The sequence below is a fragment of the Rhodococcus sp. UNC363MFTsu5.1 genome (assembly GCF_000686785.1).
Lineage (GTDB): Bacteria > Actinomycetota > Actinomycetes > Mycobacteriales > Mycobacteriaceae > Rhodococcus_G > Rhodococcus_G maanshanensis.
Genome location: NZ_JMLO01000021.1, coordinates 1 through 13,770 on the forward strand (window position 1 = coordinate 1; position 13,770 = coordinate 13,770).

Sequence of the window (13,770 nt, forward strand, 5' to 3'; positions counted from 1 at the left end):
CGTCACCATCGAACGGGTCCTGTCCGACAACGGGAGCTGCTACCGATCCGCCTTGTGGAAGCAGACCTGCACCGAACTGGACATCAAACCCAAATACACCCGTCCCTACCGGCCACAGACAAACGGCAAGATCGAACGCTTCCACCGCACGATGGCCGCTGAAGGGGCGTTCGCACGCCACTATCAGTCAGAACAAGCCCGACGGACCGCGCTGCCGGGGTGGCTGCACACCTACAATCACCACCGGCAACACTCAGCCATCGGCAGGCACGTTCCCTTCAGCCGCTTGACCAACGTCCCTGGGCAGTACAGCTAGACCCGCCCCAGATCCGCACCATGCGGGAGGTGCTGATCAACTACGCGCGCACCGGACGCACCGTCCTCGTCTCCAGCCACCTGCTGGCCGAGGTCGAGCAGACCTGCACCGACGTGGTGGTGATGAACCACGGCCGGGTGATCAGTTCCGGCACCGTCGAGGAGCTCACCTCCGCCGAGGGCGCCACCGAGCTCCGCGTCGACGACCCGGCCGGGGCGGCCGCCGTCCTCGAGGCGGTCGACGGGCTCGGGCCCGTGCGCCTGATCGAGGGCGAGAATCCAAGGCTGCGAGTCGATCTCGGCGGGTCCGACCCGGCAGTGCTGGTGCGGGCCCTCGTCGGCGCTGGCATCGGCGTACAGGGCCTGTCGAAGACGACTCGCCTGGAGGACGTGTTCCTCCGGCTCGTGGACATCTCGGACCACCGCGAGAACGACAGGGAGGACGCATGACCGGCAAGCACGTCACGTCCGATGCCGACGGCGGCACCGTCGCATCCCATGCCGACGGCAGGGCGGCCGGTTACCGGGCGACGCACACCCTGCCGCTGCGCACCGAGCTCAAGCGCCAGTTCAAGCGCAGGCGAACCCGTCTGGCGCTCGGATTCCTGGCCTTGCTGCCGGTGATCCTCGCGGTCGCGTTCGCCATCGGCGGGTCGGACTCCGGGTCCGGCGCGGTCGACCTGATCGAACTCGGCACGAGGGGCGGGGTGAACTTCACCGTGTTCTGCCTGTTCATGTCGGTCGGTTTCCTGCTGATCGTGGTGGTGGCGCTGTTCTTCGGCGATTCCGTCGCGAGCGAGGCGTCCTGGTCCTCGCTGCGGTACCTGCTGGCCATCCCGGTCCCCCGCAGCCGGCTGTTGCAGCAGAAGGCGATCGTGTCCGCTGCGCTGTCCGCGCTGGCGATCCTGATCCTCTTCGGGGTGGCGCTCACGCTCGGCACCGCCCTGTACGGGACGGGGCCGCTGGTGACCCCGTTCGGCGATTCGCTCGGGTACGGCGAGGCGGTGGGACGACTGCTGGCCGCGCTCGCGTTCATCGCGGTGAACCTCACCTGGGTGGCGGGCCTGGCCCTGCTGCTCTCGGTTCTCACCGACGCCCCACTCGGCGCGGTGGGCGGCACGGTGATGGTGTCCATCCTCGTGCAGATCCTCGACCAGATCACCGCCCTCGGGCACTGGCGGGACTACCTGCCCGGGCACTTCTCCTTCGCCTGGACCCGGCTCCTGGCACCGACGGTCGACTGGCACGACATCGTGGTCGGGTCGTTCTCGGCGCTGGCGTATGCGGCGGCATTCGGTCTGCTGGCCTGGCAGCGATTCGCGGTCAAGGACATCACCAGCTGACCGCGCCCGGCCACGGTCAGCGCGAGACCGCGGACTCGTAGACCCCGTCCGGGAACACACCCTGCTCCACCAGGACCGCCCGCAGGTCGGTACCGAGTTCGAGCAGGCGCGCCACGCCGTCCTCGCCGAGCACCGCCCACGGCGCCACCGCCATCTCGTCGGTCAGCTCCTCGACGCACTCGCGCAACTCCCAGCCTGCGCCGGTGAGCTCGCCACCGCCGCCGAGCAGACCACGATCGGTCAGCGAGTCGACCGCCGCGCGCCACTGCTCGTCGGACCACCCGCGGCGGGACCTGGCGAACTGCTCCTGGAACCCGTTGCCGGTGGCCGTGTGCGAGACCAGCGCCTCGATCCCGGAGAGTCCCGCGGTCTGCAGGGCGGCAATGTGGCCGTCGCCTCGGTACTCACGCAGCAGCGTCAGCGCGTGCCACAGCACCAGGTGCGGCTCGGACGGCCACTCGATCTCGGCGTGCCCGGCGTACAGGGGCCGACCGGCCGCATCGGGGATCGAGCGCGCCGCGGCGGCGGCCAGGGCCGCGGCCTCCTCGAACTCCGGTGAGCCGATCGACTCCGCGCCGAAGATCCGTCGCATCGCCGCGTCCACCCCGCGGTACCTGGCCGCCACGACGTCCGCGGGCGGTGCCTGCGTCCAGGCGATCGGGATCACCGGTGTGATCGCCTCGGGGTTGAAGTTGTAGAAGGTCGCGGCGACGACCCCGGCCCCGACAGCGCCCATCGCCGCGGACCGCCCCGCGAAATAGCACATCCGGCCGGGGCTCAGGCCCGCCGCGACGAGGCTCTCGTTCACCTCCGGCGCGAAGTACGACATGCCGTGGATCAGATCAAGGGTCCGGGCTGTCTGCCCCGCGGTCCGTGCGTCCATGGGCTCGACCGTAGCGGGCGCCGACCGTAGCGTCCCCGTCCGGTCGGTGCGCGACCCGGGCCAAACCTGCCTACGAGAGGCCGGCGGCGTCCATACCCCGAAGCTCCTTCTTCAGGTCCTGGATCTCGTCGCGCAGCCGCCCGGCCAGCTCGAACTGCAGCTCGCGCGCCGCGTTCATCATCTGGTCCGTCAGTTCCTTGACCAGATCCGCCAGCTCCGCCCGCGGCATCGACTTCACGTCGCGGCCCTCGTACACGCCCGCGCTGACCGCCCGGCCCGCCTCGCCCTGGGCACGGCGCCCGCGGCTGGCGTTGCGCCCCGAACCGCCGACGTCCACGCCCGCGGCCGTGTCATCGGCCTCCTCGTACACCTGGTCGAGGATGTCGGCGATCTTCTTGCGCAGCGGCTGGGGGTCGACGCCCATCTCCCGGTTGTAGGCGATCTGCTTCTCGCGGCGGCGATCGGTCTCCTCGATGGCGTGGGCCATCGAGTCGGTGATCTTGTCCGCGTACATGTGCACCTGGCCCGAGACGTTGCGGGCCGCGCGGCCGATGGTCTGGATAAGGCTGGTGGAGCTGCGCAGGAAGCCCTCCTTGTCGGCGTCCAGGATCGCGACCAGCGACACCTCGGGCAGGTCGAGGCCCTCGCGCAGCAGGTTGATGCCGACGAGCACGTCGTACTCCCCCAGCCGCAGCTGCCGGAGCAGCTCGACCCGGCGCAGGGTGTCGATGTCCGAGTGCAGGTAGCGCACCCGGATCCCCAGCTCGAGCAGGTAGTCGGTCAGGTCCTCGGCCATCTTCTTGGTCAGGGTGGTCACCAGGACCCGCTCGTCCTTGTCGGTGCGCTCCCTGATCTCGTGCACCAGGTCGTCGATCTGGCCCTTGGTTGGCTTGACCACCACCTCCGGATCCACCAGACCGGTGGGCCGGATGACCTGCTCGACGAACTCGCCGCCCGCCTGGCCGAGCTCGTACTTGCCAGGGGTTGCCGACAGGTACACGGTCTGCCCGATCCGCTGGGTGAACTCCTCCCAGGTGAGGGGGCGGTTGTCGGTTGCCGAGGGCAGCCGGAACCCGAACTCGACGAGGTTGCGCTTGCGGGACATGTCGCCCTCGTACATCGCGCCGATCTGCGGAACGGTGACGTGCGACTCGTCGATGACCAGCAGGAAGTCCTCGGGAAAGTAGTCGATGAGGGTGGCCGGCGCGGTGCCGGCACCGCGGCCGTCGATGTGCCGCGAGTAGTTCTCGATCCCGGAGCAGAACCCGACCTGCTTGATCATCTCGATGTCGTAGTTGGTCCGCATCCGCAGCCGCTGCGCCTCGAGCAGCTTGCCCCGCCCCTCCAGGTCGGCGAGCCGCTCCTCCAGCTCGGCCTCGATGTCCTTGACCGCCCGTTCCATCCGCTCCGGGCCCGCGACATAGTGGGTGGCCGGGAAGATCCGCAGCGAGTCGACCTGGCGGACCACGTCGCCGGTCAGCGGGTGCAGGTAGTACAGCGCCTCGATCTCGTCGCCGAAGAACTCGATGCGGATCGCGAGCTCCTCGTACGAGGGGATGATCTCGACCGTGTCCCCGCGCACCCGGAACGAGCCGCGGGTGAAGGCCAGGTCGTTGCGGTTGTACTGCACGTCGACCAGCAGGCGCAGCAGCGCGTCGCGGGGCACCTCGACGCCGACGTCGAGCTGGATCGACCGGTCCAGGTAGGACTGCGGGGTGCCGAGACCGTAGATGCACGACACCGACGCGACCACCACCACGTCACGACGCGAGAGCAGGCTGGAGGTGGCGGAGTGCCGTAGCCGCTCGACGTCGTCGTTGATCGACGAGTCCTTCTCGATGTAGGTGTCCGTCTGCGCGATGTACGCCTCGGGCTGGTAGTAGTCGTAGTACGAGACGAAGTACTCGACTGCGTTGTTCGGCAACATCTCTCGCAGCTCGTTCGCGAGCTGCGCGGCGAGGGTCTTGTTCGGTGCCATCACCAGGGTCGGACGCTGCAGCTTCTCGATCAGCCAGGCCGTCGTCGCCGACTTTCCCGTGCCGGTGGCACCGAGCAGCACCACGTTCTTCTCGTCCGCCCGGATCCGTCGCTCGAGTTCCGCGATCGCCGCGGGCTGGTCGCCTGCCGGCTGGTGCGGGCTCACCACCTCGAACCGGGCCTCGGACCGTTCGATGTCGCCGACCGGCCGGAACTCGGAGTGCGCCACCACGGGATGCTCGGATGCGAAAGCCATGGAACCAGGGTAAGCCGGGGCACCGACATCCTCCCGGCACCGTCGTCGGGAGGATGGCCCGCCCGGTAGGTTCAACAGCCATGGACGGCGAAGTGCACGCCCCGAAGATCGAGTCCTTCTCGCTCGCGGACAAGACCAACACCGATCCGAAGGGGTTCGTGCGACCGGTGGACCACTACCGGCTCGAACCGTGGGGCCTGTACATGGCAAGGACCTCGGACCATGCCCACTTCCACTACCTGGAGTCGTGGCTGCTGCCTGCCCTCGGCCTGCGCGCGTCGATCTTCCACTACCACCCGTATCACGCACGGGATCAGAACCACTACGTCGACATCGGCGAGTTCACCGCGGGAGCAGGGGTCTGGCGGTCCGAGGACCACTACCTGGACCTGGTGGTGCGCACCGGGCGCGACACCGAACTACTGGACGTGGACGAACTGATCGCCGCGCATTCGGCAGGCCTGCTCGACGCCGCGACGACCGAGCTGGCGATCCACAGGGCGGTGACCGCGGCGGACGGGATCGCCGCACACGGACACGACCTGGACGCCTGGCTCGCCTCGGTCGGGATGCCGATCAGCTGGCGCTGAGCGAGTCGGGACGCCGATCAGCAGGCGCCGACCGCGCTCTTCATGAGGGCGACCAGCCGGTCCGCTCGGCCCATTCCATCGACCGTCGGTACGCGGCGTCGAACCACGGGTCGAGCGCCGCGGCGTAGGTGGCCGTGGCGGCGGGCTCGCGCGTGTCGGCGGCCGCCCAGCGCACCGCGACCTGCTTGACCTCGAGGAACTCGGCCCGGGCGGTGGCGTCGGCCCGCAGCCAGTCGCGAAGCAGGAGCGCGAAGCGCTGGCCCGGCCAGCCGTCGACGCGCAGGCTGATCTCCACGGGCCTGCCGGGATCGGCGCCGCCGTGGGTGCGCTTGTCCCACAGCGCCGGATCGGACTCACCACCGATGGCGTAGTCCGGCTTCGGATCGTCGCGGGTGATCGACTCGATCAGCGGGAACCCGGCCGCGGCCAGCGGGCCCGCGAGCGCGTCCGCGGCGGCGATGCTCGAGACGGTGATCTGTACGTCGATCACGTCCCTGGCCTCGAGACCAGGCACCGAGGTCGAACCGATGTGGTCGATACGAAGGGCACCCGCGCCGCAGGCCAGCCACAGGCGCTCGATCAGCCGCCGTGCCTGATCCGGCCAGGACGGATCGGCCGGCGCGAGAACGGGCCGGACCCGGACCACCGCTCCGGTCCGCAGGTTCTCCTCGAAGGGCACCAGCCGCTGCTCCCACAACGCCTTCACCTCGGCGTCCAGGCCGCCCTGTGGACCGCTGTTGTCCAGCCAAACGTCCGCCGCGGCTCGTCGCTGGTCGTCGGTGGCCTGCGCCGCCAGGCGGGCCCTCGCATCGTGCTCCGGCATACCGCGCAGCTCGACCAGACGTCGCACCCGCTCCTCCGCGTCCACGTAGACGACGAGGACGAGATTGAACAGCGCACCCATCCTGCCCTCGACGAGGAGCGGAATGTCCTGCACCACCACGGCATCCGCCGCGGCGGACTCGACGAGCTCGGTCGTGCGCCTGCCCACCAGCGGATGGACCACCGCGTTCAGACGGGCCCTCGACTCGTCGTCGCCGAATGCCACGGCCGCAAGGGCGGGCCGATCCAGCCGGCCGTCGGGTTGCAGGATCGAGTCACCGAACTCCGCGACCAGCGCGGCAAGGCCCTCGGTTCCCGGTTCCACCACCTCGCGGGCCACCACGTCGCTGTCGACAACCACGGCACCGAGATCCGCGAGGATCCTCGACACCGTGGACTTACCCGCTCCAATACCTCCGGTGAGGCCGATTCTCAGCACGCATACCAGTCTGACATCTGAACACGCCGAAGCACACCAGCCCCAAATGCACCAGGTTTACCCGGAAATCGGTATCCTACGTGCAGACGCGCCAGGCCACCCATCTCGAGACAAAGGGAATTCCATGCAAAGCCACTACATCCTTCAGGGTCGGCACCGTCTGGGCATCGTCAACGGGGTGCACTGCATCCTGATTCCCGAGGTCGCCACCGCTCTGGCCGAGCACCGTCGCAACTGGTTCACGCAGATGATCAGCCCCGCGCGCCACAGCTTCGCGACGATGCGCAAGCGCACCGCCGTCATGCAGAGCGCCTGGGCTCCTGCCGCAGTGAGCTGATCGGGCTCCCCGGCTCCCACACCATCACGAGTGACCCCGCCCGAATCCGGGCGGGGTCACTCGTCTGTTATGCGTACGCGGATTCGAATGCGTCCGCCGCGACGGCGTCCTACCGTTGGTGACATGACTGTCAAAGCCGATGATCTGCGACTGCTGTTGGCCAGCTCCCTCTCACAACCCGCGCTGGTGCTGGAGGAGGGCTCGATCAAGGTTCTCTCGGGAGACGAGGTGGCCGAGCGTTCCTCCTGGGTGCTCGTCACCCTCGAGGACCTCCGCCGGGAACTACCGGACGGCGACAACCCCACCGAGCACGATCTGGTGGAGAAGGCCGCCATGATCGACGAACTCGCTTCCAGCCCGGGGGCCTGACCGGAGAGACAAAACAACCCCGGCCCTGTACGGACCGGGGTTGTTCTGTGAGACCCGGCTAGCGGGTCATCGTGTCACGCGTTGCCGGACAGCTTCTCGCGGAGAGCGGCGAGCTGCGCGTCGCTGGCGAGCGAGCCACCAGCGGATTCCTGAGCGGCACCGGCGGACTCGCCGGCGTCGGAGGAACCGGTCTCGGAGGAGTAGCCTGCGGCGGCGTTGGCAGCCTCGGCGGCCTCGTCCGCAGCGGTCTTCTCCATCTGAGCGGTGTGCATCTTGTGGCGACGCTCGGCCTCGGCGTAGCGGCCTTCCCACTCTTCACGCTGCTTGTCGAAGCCCTCGAGCCACTCGTTGGTCTCGGGATCGAAGCCCTCGGGGAAGATGTAGTTGCCCTGCTCGTCGTACGAGTCGGCCATGCCGTACTTGGACGGGTCGAACTCGGCGTTGTAGTCCTCGTTGGCCTGCTTCAGCGACAGCGAGATACGACGACGCTCGAGGTCGATGTCGATGACCTTGACGAGGGCATCGTCGCCGACGCCGACAACCTGGTCCGGAACCTCCACGTGGCGCTCGGCCAGCTCGGAGATGTGCACCAGGCCCTCGATTCCCTCCTCGACGCGAACGAAGGCGCCGAACGGAACGAGCTTGGTGACCTTGCCGGGCACGATCTGGCCGATGGCGTGGGTGCGGGCGAACTGACGCCACGGGTCTTCCTGCGTCGCCTTGAGCGAGAGGGAGACGCGCTCGCGGTCCAGGTCGACGTCGAGAACCTCGACGGTGACCTCGTTGCCGACCTCGACGACCTCGGACGGGTGATCGATGTGCTTCCAGGACAGCTCGGAGACGTGCACCAGGCCGTCGACGCCACCCAGGTCCACGAAGGCACCGAAGTTGACGATGGAGGACACGACGCCCTTGCGGACCTGGCCCTTCTGGAGCTGGTGCAGGAACTCGCTGCGGACCTCGGACTGGGTCTGCTCAAGCCATGCACGACGCGACAGGACCACGTTGTTGCGGTTCTTGTCGAGCTCGATGATCTTGGCCTCGATCTCCTTGCCGACGTACGGCTGCAGATCGCGGACACGACGCATCTCGACCAGCGACGCGGGCAGGAAGCCACGGAGGCCGATGTCGAGGATCAGGCCGCCCTTGACGACCTCGATGACGGTGCCCTTGACGGCCTCGTCCTTCTCCTTGAGCTCCTCGATGGTGCCCCAGGCGCGCTCGTACTGTGCGCGCTTCTTCGACAGGATCAGTCGACCTTCCTTGTCCTCCTTGGTGAGAACAAGAGCCTCGACGGCGTCGCCGACGGAAACGACCTCATTGGGGTCGACGTCGTGCTTGATCGAGAGCTCGCGGGAAGGGATGACGCCTTCGGTCTTGTAACCGATGTCGAGCAGGACCTCGTCGCGATCGACCTTGACGATGGTTCCTTCGACGATGTCACCATCGTTGAAGTACTTGATCGTGGCGTCGATGGCGGCGAGGAAATCCTCGGCGGAGCCAATGTCGTTGATGGCTACCTGCGGCGAGGTGACGGTGGTGGAGGGCATGTGTTGAGTTGCTCCGGACGGTTGGGTAGTCGGTTGATGGTGTTCTGTCAGACTCACGAATCCCCACCGCAGCGCCGAATCCGGCACCGTACGGCAGACACTCGCGTGGATTAGGGTACGCGACCTGTAGCGAGCTGGGCAAACCCGGATGCACCGACGTCGACGGGGAACCCTACTGTGGAGCCCATGCCGGGGTCGACGAATGACGCAACTGACATCACACCGCAGGCCGATCCGGACGACCGTCACGGCGAGGCCAATTCGATCCTCGGGACCAGTGGCGTGAGCCGCGACCGCCTCGACTCCGCCGACAGCGAGCGCGCCAGCCGGGCCTGGTGGGATGCCGACGCCGCCGACTACCACCGCACGCACGGCGACTTCCTCGGCGTGGACTCCGCGGCCGGCGAGTTCATCTGGTGCCCGGAAGGACTGCACGAGGGCGATGTCCGCCTGCTCGGCGACGTGACGGGCCGCGACGTCCTCGAGGTCGGCTGCGGCTCGGCGCCCTGCGCGCGCTGGCTCGCGGGCCAGGGCGCGCGCGTGGTCGGGCTGGACCTGTCGATGGGCATGCTCACGCGCGGCGTCGAGGCGATGGCCAAGGGCGGGCCGCGGGTGCCGCTCGTCCAGGCGGGCGCGGAGTCGCTGCCGTTCGCGGACGAGAGCTTCGACATCGTCTGCTCCGCTTTCGGCGCGGTTCCGTTCGTCGCCGATTCCGCACTCGTGATGCGCGAGGTGGCCCGGGTGCTGCGCCCCGGCGGGCTGTGGGTGTTCGCGGTGAACCACCCGATCCGCTGGATCTTCCCCGACGACCCCGGCCCGAAGGGCCTCACGGCGACGATGCCGTACTTCGACCGGACGCCCTACGTCGAGGTCGACGACGAGGGCAGGCCGACCTACGTGGAGCACCACCGCACGATCGGCGACCGGGTGCGCGAACTCGTCGCGGCAGGCCTCGAGGTGCGCGACATCGTCGAACCCGACTGGCCGGAGTGGCTGGACCGCGAATGGGGCCAGTGGAGCCCGCTGCGCGGGCAGATCTTTCCCGGCACCGCGATCTTCGTCAGCCGCAAGCCCGACTGACCCCGCACGGGTCAGTCGGGGTCGCGGGGCCTGCGGCCTGCCTCGTCGAGCGCCCGCCGCAGGGCGTATTCCAGTTGCGCGTTGACGCTGCGCAGGTCGTCGGCCGCCCACTTGGCGATGGCGTCGTACACGGCCGGGTCCAGCCGCAGCAGCACCTTCTTCCGTTCGACCATGGGATCAGGAGTACAGCGAGCCCGCGTTGACGATGGGCTGGGTGGCCTTGTCCCCGCACAGGACCACCAGCAGGTTGGACACCATGTTCGCCTTGCGTTCCTCGTCGAGCTCGACGACGCCCTGCTCGCCGAGGCGATCGAGCGCGAGGCCGACCATCCCGACGGCGCCCTCGACGATCATCGTGCGGGCCGCGACCACCTGCGCCGCCTGCTGCCGCACCAGCATTGCCTGCGCGATCTCCGGCGCGTACGCGAGATGGGTGATGCGGGCCTCGATCACCTCGACGCCTGCCAGCTCGGTCCGATCCCTGAGCTCGGCGGTGAGCTCGGCGGCCACCTCGACGCCGTCGCGCAGGCTCGTGCCGTGCGTCTGGTCCGAGTCGTAGGGATGCGTGGTGGCCAGGTGCCGGACCGCGGCCTCGGACTGGATCGCGACGTATTCCTCGTAGTCGTCGACCGCGAAGGTCGCCTTGCCGCTGTCGACGACCTTGTAGACGACCACGGCGGCGATCTCGACCGGGTTGCCCGCCGCGTCGTTGACCTTCAGTTTCGAGGTCTCGAAGTTGCGCACCCGCAGCGTGACCCGGCGCTTGGTGGTCAGCGGGACCACCCACTGGAAGCCCGCGTCGGCAACGGAGCCGACGTAGCGGCCGAAGAACTGGACGACCTTGGCCTCGTTCGGGTTGATCACCGTGAAGCCGGTCGCCAGGAGCACGACGACCACCGCGAGCACGATCGCAGCCCCGAGTCCGACGGGACCCGCGACCGTTGCCGCCGCGGCCACCACCGCGAGCGCAACCAGTCCGAGCAACACCGCGAACCCGTTCAACCGAAACGCCTGACGCTCCATGTCCCCGCCTTTGCTATCGAAGTGATATCACCACGATAGCAAGCGCTCAGAGCAGCTTGGACAGGAACAGCTTGGTCCGGTCGTGCTGCGGGTTGGCGAGCATCTCCCTCGGGTCGCCGGACTCGACGACCACCCCGCCGTCCATGAACACCAGCTCGTCGGCGACCTCGCGGGCGAAACCCATCTCATGGGTCACCACGACCATGGTCATGCCTTCCTTGGCGAGGTTCTTCATCACCCCGAGCACCTCCCCCACCAGCTCCGGATCGAGCGCGGAGGTCGGCTCGTCGAACAGCATCAGCTTCGGGTCCATCGCCAGCGCCCTCGCGATCGCCACCCGCTGTTGCTGACCACCGGAGAGCTGCGCGGGATAGGCGTCCGCCTTCGCGCTGAGCCCGACCTGATCGAGCAGGTCGCGGGCGCGCTCGACGGCCTGCTTCTTGCGGACCTTCTTCACCTGCATCGGCGCCTCGATGATGTTCTCGAGGGCGGTGCGGTGCGGGAACAGGTTGAAATGCTGGAAAACCATGCCGATGTCCCGGCGCTGCCGGGCCGCCTGGCGCGGGTGCAGCTCGTACAGCTTGCCGCCGCGCTCGGAGTAGCCGACCAGCTCGCCGTCCACGTACAGCCGGCCAGCATTGACCTGCTCGAGGTGGTTGATGCAGCGCAGGAACGTCGACTTGCCCGAACCGGAGGGGCCGACCAGGCACAGCACCTGACCACGACCGACCTCGAGGGTGACGCCGTTGAGGACCTTGAGCGCGCCGAAGCTCTTGCAGACCCGGTCCGCCTTCACCATCGGCGGGACAGCAGTGCTCGTCTTGTCGGTCACTTGCGTTCGCCTCCTGGGGTGTCGGGCAGCTCGTCCGCCGCCGGGGTGGCCGTGGTGGTGCCGAGCACCACGGGCTTGCCCTGCGCGTCCGCGAGTGCCTGCAGCTGGCGGGCGGTGAGCGTGCGGGTGGCGCCCTTCGAGTAGTGCTTCTCCAGGTAGTACTGACCGACCATCAGGATGCTGGTGATCACCAGGTACCAGGTGGCGGCGACCAGCAGCAGCGGGATCGGCTCGAAGTTGACGCCCGCGATGTCGCGCTGGCGGCCGTACAGCTCCAAGCTGAACGGCACCGCCGAGACCAGTGAGGTGGTCTTGAGCATGCTGATCAGCTCATTGCCTGTGGGCGGGATGATCACCCGCATGGCCTGCGGGAGCACCGTGCGGCGCATGGTCTGCGACCACGACATGCCCAACGCGGTGGACGCCTCGCTCTGGCCCTCGTGCACCGAGTTCACGCCGGCCCGGACGATCTCGGCCATGTACGCGGCCTCGTTGAGACCGAGCCCGATGATCGCGAACAGGAACCCCGCCTCGATGCCCTGCAGCTCGATGCTCACGAACTGGTGCACGAACGGGATCCCGAGGTCGAGGGTCTTGTAGATCGACGGGAACAGACCCCAGAAGACCAGCTGGACGTAGACCGGGGTACCGCGGAAGATCCACAGGTACACCCACGCGAATGTCTTGAGGACCGGGTTCGGTGACAGCCGCATCACCGCCAGGATCACGCCGAGCACGACGCCGAGAACCATCGCGAGCACCGTCAGCTGCACGGTCACCCACGCGGCCTTGGTGATCCGTTCGTCGAACAGGTAGCGGCCGTACACGTCCCAGCCGAAGGCCTCGTTGGTCGCGGCGCCGTACACGAAGAGGCCGAGGAGGCCCAGTACGACCGCGGCGGCGACCCACCGCCCCGGCCGGCGCAGCGGCACGGCCTTGATCGGTGCCGGTTCCCCGGCCGCTGTCTCTGGCATCGGTGCCCGCCTTTCCGTCCCGCTCATCCGCCGGCTCCCTCGCTCGCTGCGCCGTTGATCACCGAGGTCTCGATCACGCCCGCCTCGACACCCCAGTTCGTAGCGATCTGCTGGTACGCCCCGCTGTCGATGAGATGCTGCATCGCCTGCTGCAACACCGGCCCGAGCGACGAGCCCTTGCGCACCGGCCACCCGTAGGGCGCCGAGTCGAACACCGGGCCTGCCGGTTCCAGCCGGCCGCTGCTGCGCGCGATCGCATACGCGGTCACCGGCGAATCTGCCGAGAGTGCATCGACGCGGCCGAGGATCAGCGCGTTCGTGGCCTCGTCCTGACTGTCGTACTTCACCTTGTTGATCGGCGGCTTGCCCGCGACCACGCACGCCTCACTCTTGGCGGGCACCTCATCGATGTCCTCGGTGGTGGTGGTCTGGACGGCGACCCGCAGCCCGCACGCGTCGTTCGGGTCCACCGAGTCGCCCTCACGCTGGGCCCACTGGATCCCGGCGCGGTAATAGGTGACGAAGTCGACCGATTCCTCGCGCTCCTTCGTGTCCGTGAACGAGGACATGCCCAGGTTGTAGGTGCCGGCCTGCACGGCGGGGATGATCTTGTCGAAGTCGGACTGCTTGTATTCGGCGCGCACCCCCAGCACCGACGCCACGGCATCCATCAGGTCGACGTCGAAACCGACGATGCGGCCCGACTCGTCCTTGAACTCGTTGGGGGCGTAGGGCACGTTGACGCCGACGATCAGCCGGCCCGAGGACGCGATCTCCTGCGGCAGCTGCGCGGCGATCGCGTCCACCTTGTCCACGGGCACGGGCGCGGCGACCGGGACCAGTCCCTCGGTGTTCTTGACGCAGGCCGACGCGGTTACCGCCAGCACCAGCCCGACGAGACCCGCCGCGAGGCGGACGCCACGTGCGCGTCGGGGCCGGGCGCCGACGGGCGTCCGGCCCGACGGAGATCGTGATGTCAC

16 protein-coding genes are annotated in these 13,770 nt (G+C 68.4%); 7 read left to right on the forward strand and 9 right to left on the reverse strand.

The window, feature by feature from the left end:
• The 3 genes from BR31_RS0116815 to BR31_RS0116825 all read left to right on the forward strand — a co-directional run.
• The coding region (locus BR31_RS0116815) for an integrase core domain-containing protein (RefSeq protein ID WP_037176991.1) at positions 1 to 316 on the forward strand (316 nt) is incomplete at its 5' end.
• 29 nt (positions 317 to 345) lie between these two features.
• On the forward strand, positions 346 to 765 hold the full coding sequence (locus BR31_RS0116820) for an ATP-binding cassette domain-containing protein (RefSeq protein WP_156042524.1): 420 nt from the start codon (positions 346 to 348) through the stop codon (positions 763 to 765).
• Positions 762 to 1,658, forward strand: a complete 897-nt coding sequence (locus BR31_RS0116825; protein ID WP_051637504.1) for an ABC transporter permease — start codon at positions 762 to 764, stop codon at positions 1,656 to 1,658. The genes BR31_RS0116820 and BR31_RS0116825 overlap by 4 nt, the downstream gene beginning before the upstream one ends.
• A 16-nt stretch (positions 1,659 to 1,674) precedes the next feature.
• On the opposite strand, the gene BR31_RS0116830 is transcribed toward BR31_RS0116825, so the two are convergent.
• Positions 1,675 to 2,541 carry an SCO6745 family protein gene (locus BR31_RS0116830; RefSeq protein WP_027501996.1) on the reverse strand — a complete coding sequence of 289 codons (867 nt, stop codon included), beginning with the start codon at positions 2,539 to 2,541 and terminating at the stop codon, positions 1,675 to 1,677.
• A gap of 70 nt (positions 2,542 to 2,611) precedes the next feature.
• Positions 2,612 to 4,774, reverse strand: coding sequence for an excinuclease ABC subunit UvrB (gene uvrB, locus BR31_RS0116835; protein ID WP_027501997.1), 2,163 nt, complete (start codon positions 4,772 to 4,774; stop codon positions 2,612 to 2,614).
• An 80-nt stretch (positions 4,775 to 4,854) separates the two neighbouring features.
• Between uvrB and BR31_RS0116840 the strand changes: the two genes are divergently transcribed.
• The gene (locus tag BR31_RS0116840; RefSeq protein WP_027501998.1) at positions 4,855 to 5,364 is read left to right on the forward strand and encodes a ribonuclease FAU-1 family protein; all 510 of its coding nucleotides are present in this window, start codon (positions 4,855 to 4,857) and stop codon (positions 5,362 to 5,364) included.
• 40 nt (positions 5,365 to 5,404) lie between these two features.
• Here BR31_RS0116840 and coaE read toward each other — a convergent pair whose 3' ends face one another.
• On the reverse strand, positions 5,405 to 6,625 hold the full coding sequence (coaE, locus tag BR31_RS0116845; RefSeq protein ID WP_027501999.1) for a dephospho-CoA kinase: 1,221 nt from the start codon (positions 6,623 to 6,625) through the stop codon (positions 5,405 to 5,407).
• A 124-nt stretch (positions 6,626 to 6,749) separates the two neighbouring features.
• On the opposite strand from coaE, the gene BR31_RS0116850 reads away from it, so the two are divergent.
• Positions 6,750 to 6,962, forward strand: coding sequence for a hypothetical protein (locus BR31_RS0116850; RefSeq protein WP_027502000.1), 213 nt, complete (start codon positions 6,750 to 6,752; stop codon positions 6,960 to 6,962).
• A gap of 123 nt (positions 6,963 to 7,085) precedes the next feature.
• The gene (locus BR31_RS0116855) at positions 7,086 to 7,331 is read left to right on the forward strand and encodes a hypothetical protein (RefSeq protein ID WP_027502001.1); all 246 of its coding nucleotides are present in this window, start codon (positions 7,086 to 7,088) and stop codon (positions 7,329 to 7,331) included.
• Between the two features lie 74 nt (positions 7,332 to 7,405).
• On the opposite strand, the gene rpsA is transcribed toward BR31_RS0116855, so the two are convergent.
• Complete coding sequence (gene rpsA, locus BR31_RS0116860; protein ID WP_027502002.1) at positions 7,406 to 8,881, reverse strand: 30S ribosomal protein S1; 1,476 nt, start codon at positions 8,879 to 8,881, stop codon at positions 7,406 to 7,408.
• Between the two features lie 186 nt (positions 8,882 to 9,067).
• Between rpsA and BR31_RS0116865 the strand changes: the two genes are divergently transcribed.
• Positions 9,068 to 9,961, forward strand: a complete 894-nt coding sequence (locus tag BR31_RS0116865) for a class I SAM-dependent methyltransferase (protein ID WP_051637506.1) — start codon at positions 9,068 to 9,070, stop codon at positions 9,959 to 9,961.
• A gap of 11 nt (positions 9,962 to 9,972) precedes the next feature.
• On the opposite strand, the gene BR31_RS31915 is transcribed toward BR31_RS0116865, so the two are convergent.
• The 5 genes from BR31_RS31915 to BR31_RS0116890 are packed head-to-tail and all read right to left on the reverse strand — an operon-like array spanning position 9,973 to position 13,770.
• Positions 9,973 to 10,134 carry a type II toxin-antitoxin system antitoxin gene (locus BR31_RS31915; protein WP_197023640.1) on the reverse strand — a complete coding sequence of 54 codons (162 nt, stop codon included), beginning with the start codon at positions 10,132 to 10,134 and terminating at the stop codon, positions 9,973 to 9,975.
• Positions 10,135 to 10,138: 4 nt separating this feature from the next.
• Positions 10,139 to 10,984, reverse strand: coding sequence for an SPFH domain-containing protein (locus BR31_RS0116875; RefSeq protein WP_027502004.1), 846 nt, complete (start codon positions 10,982 to 10,984; stop codon positions 10,139 to 10,141).
• 46 nt (positions 10,985 to 11,030) lie between these two features.
• Positions 11,031 to 11,783, reverse strand: coding sequence for an amino acid ABC transporter ATP-binding protein (locus tag BR31_RS0116880; RefSeq protein WP_027502005.1), 753 nt, complete (start codon positions 11,781 to 11,783; stop codon positions 11,031 to 11,033).
• Positions 11,784 to 11,812: 29 nt separating this feature from the next.
• Positions 11,813 to 12,790, reverse strand: a complete 978-nt coding sequence (locus tag BR31_RS0116885; protein ID WP_027502006.1) for an amino acid ABC transporter permease — start codon at positions 12,788 to 12,790, stop codon at positions 11,813 to 11,815.
• 23 nt (positions 12,791 to 12,813) lie between these two features.
• Entirely contained in the window at positions 12,814 to 13,770 is a 957-nt protein-coding gene (locus BR31_RS0116890; protein ID WP_081830539.1) for an ABC transporter substrate-binding protein, read from the reverse strand.